The organism is Nocardia goodfellowii, assembly GCF_017875645.1.
Classification (GTDB): domain Bacteria; phylum Actinomycetota; class Actinomycetes; order Mycobacteriales; family Mycobacteriaceae; genus Nocardia; species Nocardia goodfellowii.
The window spans coordinates 2,831,706-2,853,845 of record NZ_JAGGMR010000001.1 but is presented as its reverse complement, the minus strand read 5'-3'; the positions used below and the strand labels follow the sequence as shown (position 1 = coordinate 2,853,845).

23 protein-coding genes are annotated in these 22,140 nt (G+C 68.0%); 10 read left to right on the top strand and 13 right to left on the bottom strand.

What is annotated here, in order from left to right:
- Position 1: 1 nt before the first annotated feature.
- The 4 genes from BJ987_RS12740 to crcB (BJ987_RS12725) all read right to left on the bottom strand — a co-directional run bounded on the left by BJ987_RS12740 (position 2) and on the right by crcB (BJ987_RS12725) (position 3,891).
- Positions 2-1,252, bottom strand: a complete 1,251-nt coding sequence (locus BJ987_RS12740) for an MFS transporter (RefSeq protein ID WP_372446936.1) — start codon at positions 1,250-1,252, stop codon at positions 2-4.
- An 88-nt stretch (positions 1,253-1,340) separates the two neighbouring features.
- Positions 1,341-2,984: a phosphoglucomutase (alpha-D-glucose-1,6-bisphosphate-dependent) gene (pgm, locus tag BJ987_RS12735; protein ID WP_209888627.1), complete on the bottom strand. Its 1,644-nt coding sequence runs from the start codon at positions 2,982-2,984 to the stop codon at positions 1,341-1,343.
- A 47-nt stretch (positions 2,985-3,031) separates the two neighbouring features.
- Positions 3,032-3,394 (bottom strand): fluoride efflux transporter CrcB, encoded by a 363-nt coding sequence (gene crcB, locus BJ987_RS12730; RefSeq protein ID WP_209888624.1) that lies wholly within the window; start codon positions 3,392-3,394, stop codon positions 3,032-3,034.
- Positions 3,391-3,891, bottom strand: a complete 501-nt coding sequence (gene crcB / locus BJ987_RS12725) for a fluoride efflux transporter CrcB (RefSeq protein ID WP_307869588.1) — start codon at positions 3,889-3,891, stop codon at positions 3,391-3,393. Before crcB (BJ987_RS12725) ends, crcB (BJ987_RS12730) begins: the two co-directional genes overlap by 4 nt.
- Before the next feature lie 244 nt (positions 3,892-4,135).
- On the opposite strand from crcB (BJ987_RS12725), the gene BJ987_RS12720 reads away from it, so the two are divergent.
- From BJ987_RS12720 to BJ987_RS12695, 6 genes are all read left to right on the top strand, one after another.
- Positions 4,136-5,365 carry a lipase family protein gene (locus BJ987_RS12720; RefSeq protein ID WP_443677975.1) on the top strand — a complete coding sequence of 410 codons (1,230 nt, stop codon included), beginning with the start codon at positions 4,136-4,138 and terminating at the stop codon, positions 5,363-5,365.
- A gap of 97 nt (positions 5,366-5,462) precedes the next feature.
- Positions 5,463-6,137 carry a TetR/AcrR family transcriptional regulator gene (locus tag BJ987_RS12715; protein WP_209888618.1) on the top strand — a complete coding sequence of 225 codons (675 nt, stop codon included), beginning with the start codon at positions 5,463-5,465 and terminating at the stop codon, positions 6,135-6,137.
- Positions 6,138-6,188: 51 nt separating this feature from the next.
- Complete coding sequence (locus BJ987_RS12710; RefSeq protein ID WP_209888615.1) at positions 6,189-7,487, top strand: D-arabinono-1,4-lactone oxidase; 1,299 nt, start codon at positions 6,189-6,191, stop codon at positions 7,485-7,487.
- A 103-nt stretch (positions 7,488-7,590) separates the two neighbouring features.
- A complete protein-coding gene (locus tag BJ987_RS12705) occupies positions 7,591-8,493 on the top strand; it encodes an oxygenase MpaB family protein (RefSeq protein WP_209888612.1) in 903 nt (300 codons plus the stop codon).
- 245 nt (positions 8,494-8,738) lie between these two features.
- Entirely contained in the window at positions 8,739-9,149 is a 411-nt protein-coding gene (locus tag BJ987_RS12700) for an arsenate reductase ArsC (protein WP_209888609.1), read from the top strand.
- A gap of 50 nt (positions 9,150-9,199) precedes the next feature.
- Positions 9,200-9,592: a VOC family protein gene (locus BJ987_RS12695; RefSeq protein ID WP_209888606.1), complete on the top strand. Its 393-nt coding sequence runs from the start codon at positions 9,200-9,202 to the stop codon at positions 9,590-9,592.
- On the opposite strand, the gene BJ987_RS37990 is transcribed toward BJ987_RS12695, so the two are convergent.
- Positions 9,574-10,308 (bottom strand): helix-turn-helix domain-containing protein, encoded by a 735-nt coding sequence (locus tag BJ987_RS37990; protein ID WP_209888603.1) that lies wholly within the window; start codon positions 10,306-10,308, stop codon positions 9,574-9,576. The genes BJ987_RS12695 and BJ987_RS37990 overlap by 19 nt on opposite strands.
- A 29-nt stretch (positions 10,309-10,337) precedes the next feature.
- The gene (locus tag BJ987_RS12685; RefSeq protein WP_209888601.1) at positions 10,338-10,811 is read right to left on the bottom strand and encodes a hypothetical protein; all 474 of its coding nucleotides are present in this window, start codon (positions 10,809-10,811) and stop codon (positions 10,338-10,340) included.
- 245 nt (positions 10,812-11,056) lie between these two features.
- Here BJ987_RS12685 and BJ987_RS12680 point away from each other — a divergent pair, with 245 nt between their 5' ends.
- Positions 11,057-11,836 carry a dienelactone hydrolase family protein gene (locus tag BJ987_RS12680; RefSeq protein ID WP_209888599.1) on the top strand — a complete coding sequence of 260 codons (780 nt, stop codon included), beginning with the start codon at positions 11,057-11,059 and terminating at the stop codon, positions 11,834-11,836.
- Positions 11,837-11,891: 55 nt separating this feature from the next.
- Complete coding sequence (locus BJ987_RS12675) at positions 11,892-12,839, top strand: threonine/serine dehydratase (RefSeq protein WP_209888597.1); 948 nt, start codon at positions 11,892-11,894, stop codon at positions 12,837-12,839.
- Positions 12,840-12,841: 2 nt separating this feature from the next.
- On the opposite strand, the gene BJ987_RS12670 is transcribed toward BJ987_RS12675, so the two are convergent.
- The 3 genes from BJ987_RS12670 to BJ987_RS12660 form a co-directional block, all read right to left on the bottom strand.
- Positions 12,842-13,141 (bottom strand): hypothetical protein, encoded by a 300-nt coding sequence (locus BJ987_RS12670; RefSeq protein WP_209888595.1) that lies wholly within the window; start codon positions 13,139-13,141, stop codon positions 12,842-12,844.
- 169 nt (positions 13,142-13,310) lie between these two features.
- Positions 13,311-14,447, bottom strand: a complete 1,137-nt coding sequence (locus tag BJ987_RS12665; RefSeq protein ID WP_209888593.1) for a serine hydrolase domain-containing protein — start codon at positions 14,445-14,447, stop codon at positions 13,311-13,313.
- Positions 14,448-14,519: 72 nt separating this feature from the next.
- Positions 14,520-14,720: a hypothetical protein gene (locus BJ987_RS12660; protein WP_209888591.1), complete on the bottom strand. Its 201-nt coding sequence runs from the start codon at positions 14,718-14,720 to the stop codon at positions 14,520-14,522.
- Positions 14,721-14,986: 266 nt separating this feature from the next.
- Between BJ987_RS12660 and BJ987_RS12655 the strand changes: the two genes are divergently transcribed.
- Positions 14,987-15,790, top strand: a complete 804-nt coding sequence (locus BJ987_RS12655) for a GAF and ANTAR domain-containing protein (RefSeq protein WP_209888589.1) — start codon at positions 14,987-14,989, stop codon at positions 15,788-15,790.
- Between the two features lie 18 nt (positions 15,791-15,808).
- Positions 15,809-16,552 (top strand): GAF and ANTAR domain-containing protein, encoded by a 744-nt coding sequence (locus BJ987_RS12650; protein ID WP_209888585.1) that lies wholly within the window; start codon positions 15,809-15,811, stop codon positions 16,550-16,552.
- A gap of 117 nt (positions 16,553-16,669) precedes the next feature.
- Here the strand turns inward: BJ987_RS12650 and BJ987_RS12645 are convergent, their stop codons facing one another.
- The 4 genes from BJ987_RS12645 to aztB all read right to left on the bottom strand — a co-directional run bounded on the left by BJ987_RS12645 (position 16,670) and on the right by aztB (position 22,119).
- Complete coding sequence (locus tag BJ987_RS12645; protein WP_209888582.1) at positions 16,670-17,962, bottom strand: glycosyltransferase 87 family protein; 1,293 nt, start codon at positions 17,960-17,962, stop codon at positions 16,670-16,672.
- A 72-nt stretch (positions 17,963-18,034) separates the two neighbouring features.
- On the bottom strand, positions 18,035-19,201 hold the full coding sequence (aztD, locus tag BJ987_RS12640) for a zinc metallochaperone AztD (protein WP_209888567.1): 1,167 nt from the start codon (positions 19,199-19,201) through the stop codon (positions 18,035-18,037).
- A gap of 15 nt (positions 19,202-19,216) precedes the next feature.
- A complete protein-coding gene (gene aztC, locus BJ987_RS12635; RefSeq protein ID WP_209888564.1) occupies positions 19,217-20,134 on the bottom strand; it encodes a zinc ABC transporter substrate-binding protein AztC in 918 nt (305 codons plus the stop codon).
- Positions 20,131-22,119, bottom strand: a complete 1,989-nt coding sequence (gene aztB / locus BJ987_RS12630; protein WP_209888561.1) for a zinc ABC transporter permease AztB — start codon at positions 22,117-22,119, stop codon at positions 20,131-20,133. Before aztB ends, aztC begins: the two co-directional genes overlap by 4 nt.
- Between the last annotated feature and the right edge of the window lie 21 nt (positions 22,120-22,140).

Here is a 22,140-nt window from a genome sequence, read left to right as displayed (position 1 = left end):
ACTATCCCGAATCCACTTTGTCGCGTTCTCCGGCGAATTCGGGTTCGCCACCTCGCTGCATCGGTTCCGGCACCACCAGCCAGGCCACGGCCGCGGCCGCGAGCAACGCTCCGGTCACGGTCAGCGCCACCTCGTAGGAGGTGTATTCGGCCAGCGCACCGACGGACACCGCCCCGATGACGGTCCCGAGATCACCCGCCATCTGGAATCCGGCGAGCACCGGCCCGCCACGCGCCTTCGGGCCGATGATGTCGGCGAGCGCGGCCTGCTGGCTGGGGGTGAGCATGCCGGAGCCGATACCGGCGACCACAGAGGTCACCAGCAACCACAGCAGGTTCGGGGCGAAGCCCAGACCGGCGGTGCCGATGGCGCAGATGAGCGCTCCGGCGATCAGGAAGGGCTTGCGCCCGAAGCGATCCGAACCGCGTCCGGCGAGGAAAAGCACCGCCACATTGCCCGCGGCGAACGTCGTCAACGCGACACCGGCCATCCCGCTGGGCAGTTTCAGCACCTCGACGACGAGCAAGGGCACCAGGGCCATGCGCACACCGAAGATGGCGGCGCCGTTGGCGAAGTTGGACCACAGCACGGCCCGATACTCCGAGCGCACGAGCGCTTGGCGGAACGACATCACCTGCAGCACGCCGCTGACTTCGGGCGCGGCCAGGGTGGAATTCCGCAGTGCCAGATACACCGCGAGAGTGACCGCGAGCAGCGCGAGCGCGTAGATGATGAACGGCGCGCGCACCCCGAGCCCGGCCAGCACGCCACCCAGCAGCGGGCCGCTGATGGATCCGACGAGGAAGCTGGTCGACCACACGCCGGACACCCGGCCGCGTTGCTGGGGTGGTGACATCCGGATGACGAGCGCCAGCGCGGACACCGTGAACATGGTCGACCCGATACCGCCGACGGATCGCAGGACCAGCAGCTGCCAATAGGTTTGGGCCAGCGCGCTGGCGCCGGTGGACACCGCCACGATGAGCAATCCGCTGAGGTAGACCCAGCGCTCCCCCAGCCGCTGCACCAGCCGCCCGCTGAACGGCGCGAACAGCAGCCGCATCAACGCGAACGCGCTCACGATCGCGGACGCCGCGGCCACACCGACTCCGAAGCTGCGCGCGAATTGGGGCAGGACGGGCGCGACCAACCCGAATCCGAGGGCGATGACGAACGACCCGCCGACCAGGACCCAGATCTCGACCGGAAGCGGTTCGGGCCGGTTACGCCCACGCCGGACCGGCTCACGGATCGTCACCGAGGCAGAAGGCGCGACGGTCCCATCGATCGCCGGATCGCCGGTGGCGACAGAACGGTCCGTCGCCGTGCCCGGCACATCTCTACTTGGCACCTTGCAGCGCCTGCCCGACCATTTCCTCCGCGGCCGCCTGCACCTGGGTCAGGTGCTCGGGGCCGTGGAACGACTCGGCGTAGATCTTGTACTTGTCCTCGGTGCCGGAGGGCCGGGCGGCGAACCACGCGTTCTCGGTGGTCACCTTCAGTCCGCCCAGCGGGGCGCCGTTTCCGCGCGCTCGGGTGAGGACCGCGGTGATCGGCTCGCCCGCGATCTCTGTGGAGGCAATCATGTCCGGGTTCAACTTCGCCAGACGCTCTTTCTGTTCCGCGCTGGCGGGAGCATCGATCCGCGCGTAGGCGGGGCTGCCGTAGCGGCGCTCCAATTCGACGTACCGGGCGGACGGGCTCTGCCCGGTGACGGCGGCGATCTCGGCGGCGAGCAGCGCCAGCAGAATGCCGTCCTTGTCGGTGGTCCAGACCGTGCCGTCGTGCCGCAGGAACGACGCCCCGGCGCTCTCCTCACCGCCGAAAGCCAGGCTGCCGCTGAACAATCCGGGCACGAACCATTTGAACCCGACCGGCACCTCGTGCACGTCGCGGCCGAGCACGCTGACCACCCGGTCGATCATGGACGAGGTGACCACGGTCTTGCCGATCTTGGTGAGCGCGTCCCAGCCCATCCGGTTCGCCACCAGGTATTCGATCGCCACCGCGAGGAAATGGTTCGGGTTCATCAGGCCGCCGTCGGGCGTGACGATGCCGTGCCGGTCGGCATCGGCGTCGTTGCCGGTGGAGATGTCGTAGTCGTCCTTGATGGCGACGAGCGCGGCCATGGCGTACCGCGAGGAGGGATCCATCCGGATCTTGCCGTCGGCGTCCAGCGTCATGAACCGCCAGGTCGGGTCGACGAACGGGTTGACGACCTCGAGTTCGAGGTCGTAGCGCTGCCCGATCTCCTCCCAGTAGTCGACGCTGGCGCCGCCCATCGGGTCGGCGCCGAGCCGGATGCCCGCGCCCCGGATCGCGTCCAGGTTCAAGACGTTCGGCAGGTCGGCGATGTAGTGATCGAGGTAGTCGTAGCGCTCCACCAGGGTGCGCATGGCGTTGCGCAGCGTGGTGCGCTTGACCTCGGTGAGCCCGGCCCGCAGCAGTTCGTTGGCGCGCGCGGCGATGGCGTCGGTGGCGACGGTGTCGGCGGGACCGCCGTGCGGCGGGTTGTACTTGATGCCGCCGTCGCGCGGTGGATTGTGCGACGGGGTGACCACGATGCCGTCGGCCTGATGCTTGGTACGCCGCCGATTGTGGCGGAGCACGGCGTGACTCAGCGCGGGCGTCGGGGTGTAGCGGTCGCGGGCGTCGACCACCGCGGTGACGCCGTTGCCGGCCAGCACCTCCAGCACGGTCGTCCACGCGGGCTCGGACAGCGCGTGCGTATCGCGCGCCAGATAGACCGGGCCGGTGATCCCGCGGGTGGCGCGGTACTCCACGATCGCCTGGGTGATGGCGAGGATGTGGGCTTCGTTGAACGCGGTGTCGAGGCTGGACCCGCGATGTCCCGAGGTGCCGAACACCACCTGCTGCGCCGGGTCCTTCGGATCGGGGATACGGCTGTAGTAGGCCGTCACCAGATGCGCGATGTCTTCCAGGTCGGTCGGGCGCGCGGGACGCCCGGCTCGATCATGGGCCATGCTCGGGTCTCCCTTCAGTGTCGGCTGCGCCCGGCTCGTCATCAGGATCATGTCCACGACCCCTGGGTCGCGGACGCGGCAGCGAACACCGCGGCCAGGCCGGCCGTCACGTTGAGCACCACGTTGCCGAACGCGGACGCGTACGCACCGTTGGTGACCAACTGGATGGTTTCGTACCCGAACGTGCTGTACGTGGTGAGCGCACCGCAGAAGCCGGTACCGGCGACGGCCAGCCAGGATCCGTCGACCCCGGCGCCGATGAGAGCGCCGAGCACCGCCGAACCGACAATGTTAACGGTCAATGTGCCCCAGGGCAGCCGGGATCCGAAACGCGTCGCGACGGCCCGGTCGAGGAGGTATCGCGCCGGTGCGCCGAGCATGCCGCCGAGCACCACCAGCATCCCGTTCATCGGTGGACCCCCTTCGCTTCTCGTCGGTTTCCCAGTTCGCTCTGCCGCCCCCACCTGCTTCCTGTCATGAAGCGCGCGGCGGCCGTGCCGAGCACCACCGCGGCCAGCGCCGCCACCACCGTTCCCCCGAGATAGCCGAATGCTACGGCCGTGTCACCAGATTCGAGCAGTCTACGAATTTCCAGGCTATAGGTCGAAAAAGTGGTGAAGCCGCCGAGGAATCCGACGCCCAGCAGCGGCCTTAGCAGCCTATGGGCAACCCATACCTCGGTAATCAGGAACATCAATATCCCGATCAGGAAACAGCCGACGACGTTGATCACGAACGTGGACCACGGGAAGCGTCCGGGCGGCACCGGCCACAGCTCGCCGATGCCGAATCGTGCCACCGCGCCGAGCCCGCCGCCGAGCGCGATCGCCACCAGCACCATCGGCTCGACGGCCGGAGTGCGGGTTCGCGAACCCATGTCCTGACCTCCTGCCGCGCCGAATGTCATCGCGCAGCATGGTATCGGTTCGACCGCACGGTACGGTCCCCAGGGGACGCCACGCGGGTGCGGAACAGCGTCGTTCGTTGACTCGCGCGCCGGTACCACGTACGAATTCCACGAAGGTTTCGCCGAAAGTTCCTCGATTCTCCACACCCTCATACCGGGAGCGAAGATGGCGGCAGGACAGGCAGTTCCGACCACACGTCAAGAGCGGGCGACCACACCGCCGCAAACCTTCAGCGTGCAGTGGTTGCGACGCGCGGCGGTCCGCGCGCTCACAGTCGTTGCGGCCACGGCCCTTTCGGCCGGCCTGGCCGGCGCGCCACCCGCCACGGCGGCGATCTACCCGCTGCCGGACCCCGACGCCTTCTACTGGGCGCCCCCCGATTTGGCCAACTTCCAACCCGGCGATGTCATCCGCAGCCGTCCGGTCCCGACGCCCGGCTTCCCCGGCGCGACCGGCTGGCAGTTGCTGTTTCGCTCCAACGATTCCCACGACAACCCGATCGCCGCCGTCACCACCCTGATGATCCCCGCGGGCGGCGCCGGCAGCAGCGACACCGGAAGTAGCGGCGGGCGCCCGCTGCTCTCGTATCAGCCCTTCGTCAACTCGCTCGGCCTGCAGTGCGCACCGTCGCACAGCCTGTTCAACGGCCAGATGCAGGAGGCGGCGGCACTGAACATCCCACTGAGCCGCGGCTGGGCGGTGAACGTCCCCGATCATCTCGGCCCGACGAGCGCCTACGGCGCGGCCCAGCTCGGCGGCAAGATCACCCTCGACAGCATCCGCGCGGTCCGGCGCTTCGAACCGGCGCGTCTCGCGGACAGCCAGGTCGGTCTGACCGGGTACTCCGGCGGCGGCATGACAACCGGCTTCGCGGCGGCTATGGCTCCGGATTACGCGCCGGAACTGCCGATCGTCGGCGTCGCCCAGGGCGGGGTGCCGGTCAATATCGGCAAACTCGCGCTGGATGTCGGCCAGACTCCGCACGCCCTGTTCGGGCTCGGCTTCGCGGCCGCGATCGGCTTGGAGCGGGAGTACTCCAACGAGGTCGACATGGCGTCCAAGCTCAACGACGCGGGCAACGAACTGCGTGGCCAGATGGCGAACGCTTGCTCCGCCGAGATCATTTCGATGGGCGCGAACCGCAGTTTCTACGACGTGTTCATGCCTTCGGCGACCCAGGTCGCGCTGAGTGACGCCGATCCGGCCCTGATCCGGATCCTGCACGAGAACAGTCTGGAGACCTACCCGGGCGTCCCCCGTGCACCGGTTTTCGAATGGCACGGTGACGCGGATCAGGTCAGCCCGCAGCTGGTGCGCGAGCTGGCCGGACGCTACTGCCACGCGGGGACGCCGGTGCTGCTGGAGATGATTCCCGGCGCCGATCACGGCATCGCGGGCATTCAGGGTCTGCCGAACGCCTTCGTGTACATGTCCGACCGGTTCGCGGGTCTCCCCGCGCCTTCCAACTGCTGACCCGCTCTCCGCTGAAACGGCCCCGGCTGCCACGCCGGGGCCGAGCTTTAACGGAGATCAAGTCTCCACTTACCCGATCCGTTGCTAGCATCGAGTTGTGAATCAGGCCACTACCCCCGCTCCACCACGGCGTTTGCGCGCCGATGCCGCACGCAACCAGCAACGGATCCTCGCCGCCGCGGCGGACCTGTTCGCCGAGCACGGCCTGGAGATCACGCTCGACGACGTCGCCGAGCGCGCGGGAGTCGGCGTCGGAACGGTGTATCGCCGGTTCGCCAACAAGAAGGAACTGATCACGGAGGTCTTCGCGCAGAAGATCGACGAGTTCGCGGTCGCCGCCGAGGACGCGGCCCGGCACGACGACCCCTGGCTCGGGGTGGTGCAGTTCTTCGAGTACGCGTGCACCCATTTGGCCACCAATCGTGGCTTCAGCGATGTCCTGCTGGAACTCGAGGACGATCTGGAGCGGTTCACCCAGGTCCGCGATCGCATCAAGCCGACCGTCGGCTTCCTCATCGACCGGGCCCAGCAGGCCGGTGCGCTGGCGCCCGGTATCGAGCCGTCGGATTTCTTCGCGCTCATCCACATGGTCGACGCGCTGGCCGAATTCGCCCGGCCGGTCAACTCCGAGACCTGGCAGCGCTATATGGCCATCACCCTCAACGGGATGCGCTCGGACGCGGTGCCGCGGCGGCCGCTGACCGTGCCGCCGCTGAGCGACGCCGAGGTCGAGCAGGCCAAGGGGTGCACCGGCCGCCGCCGGAATACCTGAAAACCAGCAAGCAGGTAGCGCAGGTCACATTGTTCGCTTAAAGTTGGTCACATGACCAACTCGTGGGTGAACTGGGCCGGGGATCAGCAGTGCGCTCCGGCGGATGTCGCCGCACCGCGCAATCGCGACGAGATCGCGGACATCCTCGCGCGCGCCACCGACCGCGGACACACCGTGCGCGTCGCCGGTGCGGGACATTCGTTCACCGACACCGTCCTCACCGACGGCACCCTGATGAACCTGTCGAACATGAACCGCATCCTCGAGGTCGACAGCGCCTCCGGACTGGTGCGGGTCGAGGGCGGCATCACCCTCAACGCCGCGAGCAACGCCCTGCACGCCTCCGGTCTCGCGTTCCCCAATCTCGGCGACATCGATGTGCAGACCATCGCCGGCGCGACCGCCACCGGCACCCACGGCACCGGCGCCGGCCTGCAGAACATCTCGGCCGCACTGCATTCGGTGGAATTGGTGCTGGCCGACGGCAGCGTGCTGGAACTGAACGAAGCCTCCGATCCGGACGGCTGGCGGGCCGCCCGGGTCAGCGTCGGCGCCCTCGGCGTCGTCTCCGCGGTGACACTGCGACTGGTGCCCTCGTTCGTGCTGGAAGGCATCGAGCGGCCGGTGCCGGTCGAGGAGATCCTGGACGACCTCGATTCCTACGTCGACGGCAACGAGCACTTCGAGTTCTACATGTTCGCGCACAGCCCGCTGGCGATGACCAAGCGCAACAACAAGACCGAGCTACCCGAGCAACCGCGCGCCAAGGCGGTGGACTGGTTCGCCGACATTCTGATGTCGAACCACATGTTCGACGGCCTGTGCCGGCTCAGCAAGTGGCGGCCGGGCATGATCCCGTGGATCCACCGCGGCGCGGCCTACGCGGGCAGCTACCGCCGTCAGGTCGACCGCTCGTACCGGGTGTTCGCCTCCCCGAGACTGTTCCGCTTCACGGAGATGGAATACGCGATACCGCGCGCACATTCGGCCGCGGCGATCCGTGAGATCAAGGAACTGGCCGCGAAGTACGAGACGCCGATGCCCATCGAAGTGCGCTGGGTCGCGCCCGACGACGCGTTCCTGTCCCCCGCGGGCGGCCGCGACACCTGCTACATCGCGGTGCACCAGTATCAGGGCATGGAGTGGGAGCCGTTCTTCCGTGCCTGCGAAGCCGTTTTCGATCGCTATGCGGGCCGCCCGCATTGGGGCAAGCGCCACTTCCAGACCGCCGGCACCCTGCGCGAGCGCTACCCGCACTGGGACGAGTTCGCGGAGGTGCGCCGTCGACTCGATCCCAAGGGCCTGTTCGCCAATCCCTATCTGGATCGAGTCCTCGGCCCTATCGACTGAGACTCCCGAGTGCAGGAGGGCGGGTACCGGCAGACCTAGATAATGAGAGAATGTTGGTCTAATCTTCTCATTATCTTGTGAAGGTCGATCAAAGGAGATCGCGATGACTGTCGCCCTCGAAGCCGCCGCACCGGAACTCCCGCCGCCCAGCCCCTTTCGGCCCGGCACCCGGACGTGGGACGAAACCGGGCTCATCACCTTCTCGCTCACGGCCGGTTCGGCCTTCCTGCTGCAGACCATGGAGCCGACGATCTCCGCGGTGGTCGACGCGCACTCCACCTTCCGCACCGACCCGGTGGGCCGGGCGCTGCGCAGCATCTCCTCGGTGATGATGTGGGTTTACGGCGGCGAGGAGGCGCTCGCCGAAGCCGACCGGCTACGCACCATGCACGCCTCGCTCAACACCACCGACGCGGCGGGCGTCAAGCACAAGGCGCTGGCCTCGGGCCCGTGGGCCTGGGTTCTGCACACGGGGACTTTCGCCTTCACCGAGAACGCGAAGTACTTCGCGCGCCGGCCGCTCACCTATGCGGAGAAAGAGGCGTACTACCAGGAGACATTGCAGATGATGCGCAATTTCTCGGTGGCGCCCAAGGAGATTCCCGCCGACTTCGCCGCGTTCGAGAAGTTCTTCGCCGACATGGTGGAGAACCACTTGGAGGCCACCGATACCGCGCGCGACTACCTGCGGGTCATCCGATCGATCGCGCCACCCAAGCAGCTACCGCGCATGCTCACGCCGATCTGGCGGGCCGCGGTCGCTCCGGTGGGCACACTGCAGTACTTCGTCACGGTCGGCACCACGCCCGAACCCGCGCGCCGAAAGCTCGGCCTGTCCTGGTCCGAGGCGGACGAGCGCAAACTCCGGGCACTGGGCTGGCTACTCGCCCGGCTGGTGCCGTTGCTGCCGGAACGGCTGCGCTATTTCCCGATCGCCTACGAGGCGCGGCGGTTGGAACGCGATCGTCAGCGTCTGCGCAAGGTCATCGACCTGCGCCCGATCTGACAGCCGGAACCGACACGCCCGAACCGGGCCCGCCAAGCGCGGGCCCGGTTTGCTGTCACCCACCCCGAGCTGCATAGCAATCCTCCGGCAAGCCCAGCGCGGCGCCTCGAACGCGCCGGAACCGGCCCATCTGCATGAGGCGAGAACCTGTATCCCTTACGCTACGACAGCGTTTCGGCCCAACGACGTCGCGTTGGGCAGGCGGCACAGCCCTGGTTACTCTCCTCACCCCCGAAAGGCGCTCGATGGCCCACACACCCAGTGTGCTGTTCGTCTGCGTGCACAATGCCGGCCGCTCCCAGATGGCAGCCGGATTCCTCACCGCGCTCGCCGGGGACCGTATCGAGGTGCGTTCCGCCGGCAGCGAACCCGGTGCGCAGGTGAACCCGATCGCCGTGGCCGCGATGGCCGAGGTCGGCATCGACATCTCCGGCGCGGCGCCGAAGAAGCTGACCGACGAAGCGGTGGGGGTTTCGGATGTGGTGATCACCATGGGCTGTGGCGACGCCTGCCCGTACTTCCCCGGCATCAGCTACCGGGACTGGGTGCTGCCCGACCCGTCGGGCCAGTCCATCGAGGTGGTGCGCACGATCCGCGACCACATCCGCATCCTCGTGGAGAATCTGATCGCGGAACTGGTGCCCGCGCCGCACTGAGTCCGATTTCTTCAAGACCGCTCCCGGAGCCCGCTCCTAGAGTTGCCGGCATGACACCGCAATTGGATTTCCTCAGCATCGTGGTTTCGGACATGGCCGCATCCGTCGCCTTCTACCGGCGGCTCGGACTGGCGTTTCCGGCGGGTTCCGAGGGCGAAGCGCACGTGGAGGCCACCACTCCCGGTGGTATCCGGGTCGCCCTGGACACCGAGGATGTGATTCGCTCGTTCTATCCCGGATGGCAGGCGACGGCTGACGGCGGCCGGGTCGGCATGGCGTTCCGCTGCGCCGGCCCCGCCGAGGTCGATTCCGTGTTCGCCGAACTGGTGGACGCCGGGTACGAGGGTGAGCTCAAACCCTTCGACGCGGTATGGGGCCAGCGGTACGCCGTCATCAAGGACCCGGACGGTAACGGCGTCGACCTCTACGCGCCGCTCTCCTGACTCTGAGCGCGACCGAGCAACTGCCCCAAGGGCATTCCCGCCAGTTCGCGCACCTCGCGGGCCAGGTGCGCCTGATCCGCGAAACCCGTCCGGGCCGCGGTATCGGCGAAGGGAGTGCCGGAACGCGCTGCCGCCAGGGCGCGCTGCAGGCGCAGGATCCGGGCCAGCGTCTTCGGGCCGTAACCGAAGGCGACCAGCGAACGCCGGTGCAGCACACGGGCATTGAGCCCCGCCGCGGCCGCGGTGGCCGCGACGGACCGCCCGGAGCCGAGGGCCAGCGCGATCCGGCGCAACAGCGGATCGGCCGGGTCCGCTTCGGCCGCTCGGTCCAGCGCGATGGCCTCGAGCGCGGCCGGTAGGTCAGGTGCGTCGTCGACCTGCTCGGTGAGCCTGCGCACCCGTGCAGCAGGCCACAGATCGGCCAATGGCACTCGGCGATCCCGCAATTCGTGCGCGGGCACACCGAGCAGCGCGGGCGCGACGCCGGGGAAGAACCGGATGCCCGCGATCCGTACGCCAGCCGGCACGGCCGGGGCGTAGGCGGCGGTGTCCGGACCCGCGACGACCAGGCTGCCGTCGCGCCACAGCAGGTCGATGCACCCATCGGGCAGCACCGGCGCTACGTCACCGGCGCCCACGGTGCGCTCCCACACGACCGCGTCGCCGAAGCGCGACGGCCGCTCCCGGTAACCCGGTGACTCGGTGCTGTCAGCCACGCTCACAGGCTACGTCGGGCCGGTGACATCTACTCCGGGAGCAGGCCGCGGGGCGTGACGCGCAGGTAGTCGACGTCGCCGGTGTCGACTTTGGCCTGCGGGTCCTTGCAGCCGACGGTGACCTCGGTGGCCGGGGAGGACGAGAAGGTCCACAGGGTGGTCCAGTCGCGGCCGTCGACGGTTTCGCGCTTGCGCTGGTCCCCGGAGCGCAGGTCCTCGTTGCGGCCGGTGCTGTCGGTCACCGTGCAGCGCAGCCCGGCGACCGCGTCACCCCAGGCGGCGGGCACCTTGATGTCCATCACCGCGTCCGCGGGCACGACGACCATCTCGGTGTCGCCCAGCGGAACTCGCACCCCCTCGATCACCACCGGCGCGACGGTCGTGGTCACCGCGGCGACCGTCGTGGTGGTGACAGGCGCCGCCTCCTGCGCCTTGTCGTCATCGGCGCACCCCGCCACCGTCGCCGCGAGCAGCGCCGGAACCGTCAGCCAGATCAGCCTCACAGGTCAACCTCTCGTCACGCCCGCGCACCAGGCGGCAGGTCGGGATCAATGGTTCGAACCGAGCATGAATCTTCAACAGCGAATGCAGACTACCCGGCCGCATTTATTCGGAATTAATTAAGACCCGCCACCGGATTCCGCGCCGAGGACGAAACCGCTGATCCGCCGCTATGATCGCGCACGTGGCCGCCGCTGTCGGCCGCGCGCGTCGCTGTATCGACCGGCAATTGTCTTGGAGGGCACCGATGAGCAACTCCGTCGCATTCCGCACCCCCGATATCTCGTTGCCGGACGGCATCGCGGATTGTTACCTGGCGCATCCCGCCGACGGGGCCCAGCACCCCGGGGTACTGCTATTTCCCGATGCCTACGGCCTGCGGCCGGTCATCCGGGAGATTATGGAAACCATTGCGGCCGACGGCTTCACGGTGCTTGCACCGAACGTGCTGTATCGGTCCGGCCGTTCGCCGGTATTGCCGATGCCCGATCGGCGCGATCCGGCCGGGCATGCGGAATTCTTCAAGAAACTCGGCCCGGTACGGGCCGCGCTCACCCCGGCGAAATCACTACAGGACGCGGCGGTCTATCTGAATTATCTTGCCGCGTCGGAGTTCTGCGCGCCGGGCGCGATCGGCGTCGTCGGTTACTGCATGGGCGGGCGGATGGCGTTGCGCGTCGCCGCCGCTTACACCACCCGCATCGCCGCCGCCGCCAGCTTCCACGGTGGACGGCTCGCCGAGGTCGACGCGCCGGACAGCCCGCACCACTCGATCGGCGACGCCACCGCCGAGTTGTTCATCGCGCACGCGAGCGCGGACCAGTCGATGACACCGGCAGACATCGAAGTTCTGGAGCGATCCCTGAAATCGGCGGCGGTGCCGCACACCTCGGTCGTCTACCCGGACACCGCGCACGGTTTCACCATGCGTGACACCCCGGTGTTCGACGAACAGGCCTACCAGCGGCACCTGAACGATCTGCTGGCCCTGCTGCGGCGCAACGTCCCCGAGCACCCCCGACGGTAACCGAACCGGCATCGGACAGAATGGTGGGCGGATCGACCGCGCACCGAGGAGCATGATGGAACTGTCCTACGGGGATGTCAAAGACGCCGCCGCTCGCATCGACGGCCGGATCCGTCCGGTCGCCGTGGCACCCGCGGGGGGCATCGGGCCCGGCGGGTCGGATCCGTTCACAGCGTGGTTCGCCCTGGAGTACATGCAGCACACCGGCACGTTCAAAGCCCGTGGGGCACAGAACTTCCTCCAGGCGCACAAGGACGCGGGCACGGTGCCCGAGGCCGGGGTGAGCATCGCCTCGGGCGGTAACGCGGGTCTGGCCTGCGCGTGGGCGGCCCGTAGTCAGGGCATTCCGGCGACGGTGTTCGTCCCGACGACAGCGCCCGCGGTCAAGGTCGAGCGATTGCGCGACTACGGCGCACAGGTGCGGCTGGCCGGCTCCGAGTACGCCGATGCGCTGGCGGCCTGCCGGGAGTTCGCGGCGTCCAGCGGCGCCTTGCTGTCGGCCGCCTACGATCATCCGCTGATCGCGGCGGGGGCGGGCACGCTCGCCGAGGAGATCCACCAGCGGCTGCCCGAGTTGGACACCATCCTGGTCGCGGTGGGCGGTGGCGGCTTGTTCGCCGGGGTGGCAACGGCCGCAGGGCATTACGGCGTGCGGACGATCGCGATCGAACCGGCCGCGAGCTGTGCGTTGAACGCCGCACTGGCGGCCGGGGAGCCGGTCGATGTGGAGGTGAACTCGATCGCGGCGGACTCGCTCGGGGCGCGCCGGGCCACCCAGCTCGCCGTCACCGCGGCGCGGCGGTTCGACGCCGAGTCGGTGCTCGTGACCGATGACGAGATCGTCGCGGCGCGGCGAATGCTGTGGTCGGATCGCCGCATCGTGGTGGAACACGGCGCGGCGACGGCGCTCGCGGCGATCACCTCCGGCCGCTACCGGCCCGCGCCCGGTGAACGGGTGTGCGTCGTGCTGTGCGGCGCGAACACCGATCCCGGCGCGTGGTAGAGCTAGGTACCGACGAGTGCGTTCATGATGGTGCCCGCGCTGGTGGCGACCACGCCACCGATCATCGCGCCCGCCACCATCTTCGGCGATTGCAGGCCGCCGCCGGTCCACTTCTCCCAGGCGAACTTGCCGCCCGCGAAGATGATGGCGACGATGCCGGCCAGCAGCACGAACCAGGTGAAATAGCTGACCATCTGTTGGAACTTGTCCGCGATCGGCGGGGCCAGCGGTTCCGGGTTGCCGACCTGGGCCAGTACGGCGGAGCCGACCAAGTCCTGTGTCGCGGCGAGAATAACGCTCACAGTAGGTTCCCCTTCGGCCGGTTCGAATATGCCGGATAAATCCTACTCCGTGTACGCGTAACTGATTGAGCGACAGCGGAACTCACAGAGAGTTCCGACCGGTCGGCTTACCGGCGCTGGTTGGCCGAGCGTCCCACCGAACCCGCGCCGGGCAGCTCGATGCACCCGGTCAGTTCATGCACAGTACTGCCTCGAGCAGGGTGTCGGAGCCGATGGTGATGCCGATATTGCCTGCGATGCCCGGCAATTCGTTCATGAGCACGGTGACGGCGCGCGTTTCGGTGGCCACGCTGAGCGTGCTGAATCCGTGAATCGCGCCGGTGTGCCCCCAGGCCTGGACACCACACGCGGTGGAGAACCGGAACAGGCCGAGCCCGGCGGCTTCGGCGTAGCCGGTCAGGCCGGTGGGCAGGCCGGTCCGCATCTGCGCGAGCAAGTCCGGTGGCAGGAGTTCCCCCGACAGCAGCGCCAGGAAGAACCGGTTGAGGTCGCCGCCGGTGGCGACCATCGCGCCGTCGGCCAGACCCCATCCGGCATCGATATCGGTGACGTCCACCCGGGTTTCCCCGAAGTCGTGATAGCCGCGCGGGTGCGGACCGCGGATCACCTGCTCGACGGGGTACAACGGCCAGTACGTCGCGAACATGCCGAGTGGCACCAGGATCCGCCGCGTCACCTCCACACCTACCGGCAGTCCGGTGACCCGTTCGATGAGCTGACCCAGCAGCAGATAGTTCGTGTTGGAGTAGCCGACCTCCGTGCCCGGCGGGAACTCCGCCGGGCGGTCGAGCCCGAGCCGGATCAACTCGGCCGGTGAGCGCGCCGCCAGCAATCCCTCGACGGAATCCTGATCGATCAGCGGCAGATAGTTGGGAATACCACTGGTGTGCTGCAACAGATTTCGCACCGTGATGATCGTGCCGTCCCCGCCGGGGCCACGCACCACACCGGGCAGATAGCGCTGCGCCGGACCGTCGAGTTCGACCCGCCCTTCCGCGACCAGCTGCAAGACCACCGTGGCCACGAATGACTTGGTGACACTGGCGATTCGCACCTGCGCACCATCCGGAAAACGCGCGCCGGTGCTGAAATCGCCTGTTCCACTGTCGAATTGGTCCACCCGGCCGTCGACGGTGTGTATCAGTTGGGCGCCCGGCACCCCCGTCGTCGCGACCAGTTCGTCCAGTTCCGCCTGCAACGTCGCGGTCTGCGCGGTCGGCGGTGGCACGGCAGCGGCGGGCGCGCCGGTGAGCGTCAACGAAACCGCGGCCGCGACCAGCGTCGCCCGCCTCATGGACCACCACATCGGGCGTCTCCCTGCTATGCCTGTGTCGACCCCGAAGTCGTTATCACCGCCGGAGCGACACCCGTTAACCCATCATGCCGAGTCCACGGCTCCGGATCCGACAATCCGCCGGAGTCGTTGCCGGGCCGGCAATTCCGTCATCTCGGTGAGCGATTCGGACAGGCTCGGGCGCAAGTCCACATTACTGCGCGCGACGGTGGCCCTGATGATATCCGGTGCGACACAGGTGGATTCCGAGGTCAGCCGCAGCACGCTGATTCGAGGCGGCGTCATCCGAATCAGCCTGTCCGGCGGCGGTGGGCCTGGAATAGTACGACGCCGCGGCCATTAGCGGAAGGCGACAGACCCGCCCCACTGCCCGGTTCGAGCGATTGATCCGTCGCGTCATGGGCGTGGCGCACTCCGGTGAAGACTATGCTGGCGAACGAGGACTCCCGCGCATACGTCCGCGACGCGGGGGCCACACTGCGCCAACCGCAGGGACCACACGAACGCGGACGGGACAGGCGCGGTGGCGTGAGCTCCCCGGATCGCGTCCGATGACCTCATTCGACCAGGTAACCACCCAATTTCTGTCGGCCCTACACCACGACGGGAATCGGGTCGGCGGGCTGTGCGTCGCCGCCGCGGAAGTGCTCGCCGTCGAGCGGGCCGCTATCGCGGTCGACGAGGCCGATGCGGGCATGCAGGTCTGGTGCGCCAGCGACGAGGTGGCGGCCGAGGTGGAAGAGATGCAGGCGATGCTCGGTGAGGGGCCCGGCATCACGGCGATCAGCGAGGGCACGCCGGTGCTGGTGTCGGATCTCGGCGCGGACGGCGACCGCTGGCCGAACTTCCTGAGCGCCGTCGCCGACAAGGGCATCACCGGCGCGATGTTCGCGTTGCCGCTGCACCTGGGGGCCATTCGGCTGGGCGTACTCGACATCTACTGCGCACGGCCCGGCGTATTGCCGCGTCGAACGCTGGCCGCGGGTCTGCACGTCGCCGATCTGGTGACGACGCTGCTGTTGTCCGGTGGGCCACGCAGCGACGGGAACACGGACGATCCGGTGCGAATCGACGGTGCGGCGGCGTTGCGCGATCTCGCCGCCACCGAAGCCGCGGCTCACACCGATGGCGGCCCCGACCACGCCGATCGCACCGAGGAGTGGTGGTGGGAGGCCTCCACCACCAGCCGCGATATCCACCAGGCCGCCGGCATGGTCATCGCGCAGGCCGGAATCACCGCCCGCGACGCCTACGCCCTGCTGCGTGGATACGCCTATGCCGAAGGGCTTTCCCTGACCGAAGTGGCCGAGCGGGTGGTGCGCCGCCAGCTGCGTTTCGGTCCCGAGAACAACTGAAGGAAGGTGGAGCACACCATGGAATCCAGGGAAGGACCGCTGATCGATGCCTTCGTGCGACTCGCCGACACGCTTGTCGCCGACTACGACGTGGTAGAACTCTGCCAGCAGCTGGTCGAGGCCTGCGTGCGGCTACTCGACGCATCCCAGGCCGGGCTGCTGCTGGCCGATCACCGCGGCACACTCCAGGTGCTGGCGGCGACCAGCGAACGAACCCACCTGCTGGAGCTGTTCCAGCTGGAATCGGCCCACGGGCCTTGTGTGCAGGCCTATCACACCGGGCTGCCGGTGCCGATCGACGATCTCGCCGCCGCCGCGGCCCGCTGGCCGGAGTTCGCCCGCCGCGGCCTGGACAACGGCTACCTGTCGGTCTACGCCATGCCGCTGCGGGTGCGCACCGAGACCATCGGCGCGCTGAATCTTTTCGGCGCGACCAAGGGCGCGCTGTCGGGCGAGGATATGCGCGTGGCGCAGGCGCTGGCCGATGTCGCCTGCATCGGCATCCTGCAGCACCGCATCCTGCACCGCTCGGAAACCTTGAACAGCCAATTGCGTTCGGCGCTGAACAGCCGGATCGTCATCGAGCAGGCCAAAGGCGTACTCGCCGAACGCGGAGAGCTGGATATGGACCAGGCATTTCACCGATTGCGGAATCACGCTCGTGCCAACAACCTTCGGCTGGTGGATCTGTCCGCCAGCGTGGTCTCGGGTGCGGTCGACTCCGGAACTGTTCTGGCCGGGCACGATGGCGGCATCGGTTAGCCGGCCCGTTCTCAGGGGAATCACACCCGAATCACCCGTGCGATCTCAGTTTCGACGGGTTGAATGCAAGGTGGCTGCCCCGCTCGGATCATCTCCCGGGCGGTAGGCAGCGCCAACCTAGCGAATCGGCTGCAGCTCCGCCGGTTCCACGTCACCGAGGATCCGCGCCGAGCGCCGGGTGGCCACCAGGAACAGCGCCACCAGCAGCACGCTCAGCCACACATAGGTGTCACCGACGAGGTGTTGCCCTGGAGTCCAGGACAATTCGCGATCGTCATCTCCCGGCAGCCAGTTCTGTGGACCGTAGACGAAGACCCAGGCGGTGATCGCCGTGACCGCGAACCAGCGCAGTCGTCGCGGCCAGGGGAAACGCAGCGCGTATCCGAACATCGCGAACAGCGCGGGCGCGATCATCACCCAGTGATGCGACCAGGAGATCGGCGACACCAGCAGCGTGAACACCGCGTTGATCGCCAGCGCGAGCGGCGGGAAATCCAGCGTGCGCCGCATCGCGGCCACAACCAATACCAGCAACAGCGCGCTCAACACCAGCCAGGCGATCGTGAACAGCGGCTTCTCGATACCGAACCGGGCGAGCAGCGCCTGGATCGACTGGTTGGTTTGGAATGACGAACCGCTCAACCCGGACACATTGCCCATACCGTTGAACCAGTATTCGACCGACGCCTTGGGCAGGATCGCGAAACTCAGCAGGGTCGCCACCGCGCCGGTGACGGCGGCGGTGATGGCGGACCGGTAATCCTTCTTGACCAGGAAGTAGAGGACGAACGCGGCCGGCGTCAGCTTGATCGCGGCGGCGAGGCCGATCAAGATCCCGCGCCGCCACTTCGGCCGCAGCGCCAGCACATCGGCCGTGACCAGCACCATCAGCAGCAGGTTGACCTGCCCGAAGTTCAGGGTCGCCCAGATCGGCTCCAGCAGCATGCTCAGCGGCGCGGCGCAGGCCGTCGCGTAGAGCGCGGTGCGCAGCTGGGCCCGCTCGGGCCAGACGCGGCGGGCGACCAGATACAGCGTCACCGCCAGCGCGGCCACCGAGGAGGCGAAGAAGAGGAACGCGGCCGGGTCCCACGGCAGCAATGCGAACGGCCCGAGCACCAGGGCGGCGAACGGTGGATAGATGAACGGCAGACTGATGCCCGCGTTCGTCTTCGGCAGCTCGCCGTACATATTGCCGCCGTCGCGCAGCGCTTCGACGCCGAGCCGGTAGACCTGCAGATCGATGAAATCACCGGTGATCGGGACCTCGCCCGTCGGCGCCTGCACCGGCCAGATCGGCCCGGTCAGGAAAAAGTAGGCCACCACGCACAACAGTGCCGGGACAAGCCACACGACGGGCCCGAAACGGCGGTCCGGTGACTTGGATGCATCACGCGCGGTGGAACTATTCATCCGCGGCAACTATACCGATAGGCCCGACGAGCTCGAACCCCGCCGCAAGCGGCGGGGTTCGCACCCCGGCGATCAGTGGGCGGCCACACCGCTGATCTCGTTCGGAGCCGCCGGCAGCGTGGCGCTGGCCGCGACCGTGCCCGCGGCGAGGTCGATGCGATGCACCTGCTTGGTGGCCGGATCCGACACGTAGGCGGTGCCGCCGCGCACGAACAGCGCCGGGCGCGCCTGCTGCCACTTCAGCGGCTCGGTCCAGGTGCCGAGCACCGGGATCGTCTTGGTGACCGTGCCCGCTACCGGATCGAGCACGTGAATCTTGCCGTCGGTGCCGAGCACCAGCGCCTCACCGGCCGGACCGCGGCCCAGCGAACGGAAGGTGTAACTGGTCCCGATGTCGACCAGCTTCATGGTGCCGGCGGCGGTGTCGATCAGCGACACCTGGGTCGGCCGCTCCAGTTCGGCGTCCTTGTCCTTCTTGTAGTCGCCGAGCACGACCGCGGAGACATCGGTGCCGGCCTGGTTACCGATCCGGCCGTACGCGTCCGGACTGGTCACCTTGGTGATCTTGCCGTCGCGGTAGACCAGGACACCGGTCTGGCAACCGATCACCACGGCCTCACCCTGTGCGGTGGCTTCGCCGTGCACGCCCGGGCAGTCCTCGTTGCGGGCGATCTCCTTGCGATCCTTGTCCAGCACCACGATGCCGATGCGCTTGTCCTCGGTGCCGAGGGTGGTGAGCAGGTGACCGTTGGCCAACTCCACTGAAACGCCGTGGTGCGGCGCCGCGGACTTGTAGGTCGTGGTTTCGGGCTTGCCGGCCTCGAGTTTCGCCGAGTCGAAGCTGGTCGTCTCGCCGGTACCGTCGGCGAACAGCACGGTCCGTCCCGCGTGGTTCACCACGTGACCCGGCTTCGGCGCGGGGAACTCGATATCGGTGAACTTTCCGTCGTAGGCGTCGAAGACCTTGAAGGTGTCCTTGTGCGTGACCATCAGGTGGTGGTCGTCGCCGGCCGGGTTGATCCGGTTGAAGCCCTCAAGCTTGACGTCGGCCTGCTGTTCGAGACTTTGACCGTCGAGGACCAGGATTCCGCCGTCATAGGTGAGGGCGATCGGCTCGGCGCCGGCCGCATGGCCGTCGTGCTTGTCGGAATCGTCTGCGCCGCAACCACTCAGGGCGACCGCCGAGGCGACCAGCGCGGACAGGGCCACCGTTTTGGTGGCACGTGACCGGATATTCATTCGGTACTCCATTTTCTACGATGCGGTCAGACCGCGGACGATGTCTTCGGTATTGGCGCGGGCCATCTCCAGGTAGCTGCCGGCGCCCTGGCCCGGTTCGGTGAGCGACTCGGTGTACAAGCCGATGACCTGCACGTTCAGGCCGACCCGTTCGGCCAGGACGCGCGCCAGACGGTCGGGCTGGGAGGAGTCGACGAAGATCGCGCCGACGCCCGCGGTGCGGATCGCGTCGGCCAGGTTGCTCAGATCCGACGCGCTCGGCGAGGCCAGGGTGGTGCCGCTGGGGATCACCGCGCCGACCACCTGGAAATCGAAACGCTGTGCGAAATAACCGAATACGTGGTGATTGGTGACCAGCTTGCGTTTCCCGGCGGGAATGGTGGCGAACTGCTGGGTCATCCAGGCGTCGAGTTGATCGAGCTCGGCCAGGTACCGCTCGGTGCGCGTGCGGACGGCGGCGGCGTCGATGCCGTCGACCTCCTCGAGCACCCGGGCGCTGATCAGTTCGACGGCTGTGCGCACCCGCTTGGGATCGGTCCAGAAATGCGGATCGGGCTTGCCCTTGGATTCGTCGGAGCTGTAATTGATCGGGTCGAGTTTCTCGGCGACCGACAGCGTGGGCACACCGGCTTCGACGGCGGCGGCGACATTGCGCGCGACGCCCTCCTCCAGGCCGAGGCCGTTGTGCACGACCAGTGCGGCCTGTTCGATCTCGGCGGCCTGGCGGGCGGAGATGGCGAAGGAGTGCGGGTCGGCGCCCGCGGGCATGAACACCGTCACCGGCGCCGCGTCGCCGACGATGCCGCGAGTGAGATCGCCGAGGATGTTCGTGGTGACGACGATGCCCTTGCGGTCACCGCTATCCCCGGAACAGGCGCTCAGTACGGGCAGAAATACTGCCAGACAAGCGATTACGCGAATAAAGGTTCTCATTGACCGGTCTCCACCATCAGCGTCGGCGCGATGTCGAGGTTGAATGTTCGGGCCACGCGCAGGTTGTCGTTGTAGTCGATCTCGTGCACGACGCGGGCGGATGCGTCGTTGACGTAGGCCCGCGCGGTGTCGACGACCAGGGCCGCGGTGTCGGCCGGTTGCGCCAGGACTTTGGTTCGTGTTGTCGGGGCGCCGGTTTCGGGGTCGAACCCGTGCAGTACGCCGTCGCGGGTGAGCGCGAGCAACGGCGCGCCCTCGCCCGCGGTGTTCACCGCGATCACGTCGGCAAGCGGGACCAGCCGCCACGTCTTCTTGCGGATGTCGAGCGACCACAGACCCCGCTGACCGGCCGCGGCCGTCAATGTCGTGCTGCCGGGGCGGTGGGTGAACTCGGTGGCACGATCGGCCTCCGGCACCGGTTGCGGATAGGGGATCTTCTCCCCGGTGAATCCGTCCTCCTGCTTGCGCACTACCAAAGCGCCGTCGGCACACCCGAATACGACGCCGCGGCGCGTCACCGTTTGGCCGCGCGGGGCGGCACAGGGTTCGGCAAGGGTGGTGACAGGGCCGCCTTCGCGGGAACGGACATCCACCCGGCCCGCCTGCCCGGCCACCACCAGGCTCTCGGCGTACGGGACGGCCAGGCCGTCATCGATCCGGCGCAGCTCTTTGACGGTTCCCTTGTCGAGCTCGGACCGATCCAGCAGCACCGTCGCGCCGTGGTCGAAGGCGACGGCCACGACGGACTTGTCACTGTGCACGGCCGTAATGCGCCCGCCCGCAATCGAACCCGCTTCGCGAACGGGTGCGCGGTAGTAGTGCACGTGGTCATCGTGATCGACCGTCCACGCGCCGCCGTCGGTGATTCGCACCGAATCCCCCACGCCCGCGTAGCCGTATCGGCCATCACCGACCAGACGCTGTGCGCCCTCCGCCTTGCCTGCCTCGGTGACCTTCTCGGTGATCAGGTCCAGCACTCGAATCGCTCCGGTGCCCTGATCGGCGAGAATCAACCGCGATTGGGCGTCGGCGGTCTCCTCGGCCCCCTCGACGTATCCGTGCGGCGTTTCGGTGGCCACCGGCTCGCTCGGGGCTTCCCCGGTCCCGCAGCCGACCAGCGGAACCGCCACCACGGCGGCGAGCACCGCCGCGCCGGTCCCCGAGCGGCGCAACCGATCCCGCAGCGCCGAGACGATCGCGGAGAGGAAGAACAACCCGACCGCGACGATCGCGATGGTGGCGCCCGCGGCGGTCTGCGCATGCCACGAAATGAGTAGACCGGCGAAGGTGGAGACCCCGCCGAACAGCGCAGCGAGGCCCATGATCCAGGGGATTCGATCGGCCCAGAACGTCGCCGCCGCCGGCGGCGCGATCAGCAGACCGAATACCAGCAGCGTGCCGACCACATGGAACGACGCGACGATCGCCAGCGTCACCAGACCCACCAGGGCGACCTGCGCCGCCTTCGGCCGCAATCCCAGGGTGTGCGCCTTGCGCGGATCGAAGGCGAGCGCCACGAAGGCGCGGTGCCCGAGGGCCGCCACCGCGATCGCGAGGACCAGTGCCACGACCAGGAATCCGAGATCGCTTGCGCGCACGCCCAATACGTCACCGAACAGGAACGCGGTCAGGTCCACCGCGAAGGAATCCGAGCGCGACACGATGATCACGCCGAGCGCCAGCATCCCCACGAACAGCAATCCGATTCCGGTATCCGCCGAGAAGCGGCGATTACGGGTCAGCACCGACACACCGAAAGCCATTGCGCCACAGCTGATCGCCGCACCCAGCAGCAGATTTCCGCCGAGCAACGCGGCCACCGCCACCCCGGGCAGCATCCCGTGCGCCATCGCATCCCCGAGGAAGGCCATGCCGCGCACCACCACCCACGTCCCCGCCAGTGCGCAGATGCAGGAGACGAGCAGCCCACCCCACAACGCCCGTTGCACGAAAGCCACCTCGAACGGGTCCACCAGCCACTCCATGTCGCGACACACTATGATGAA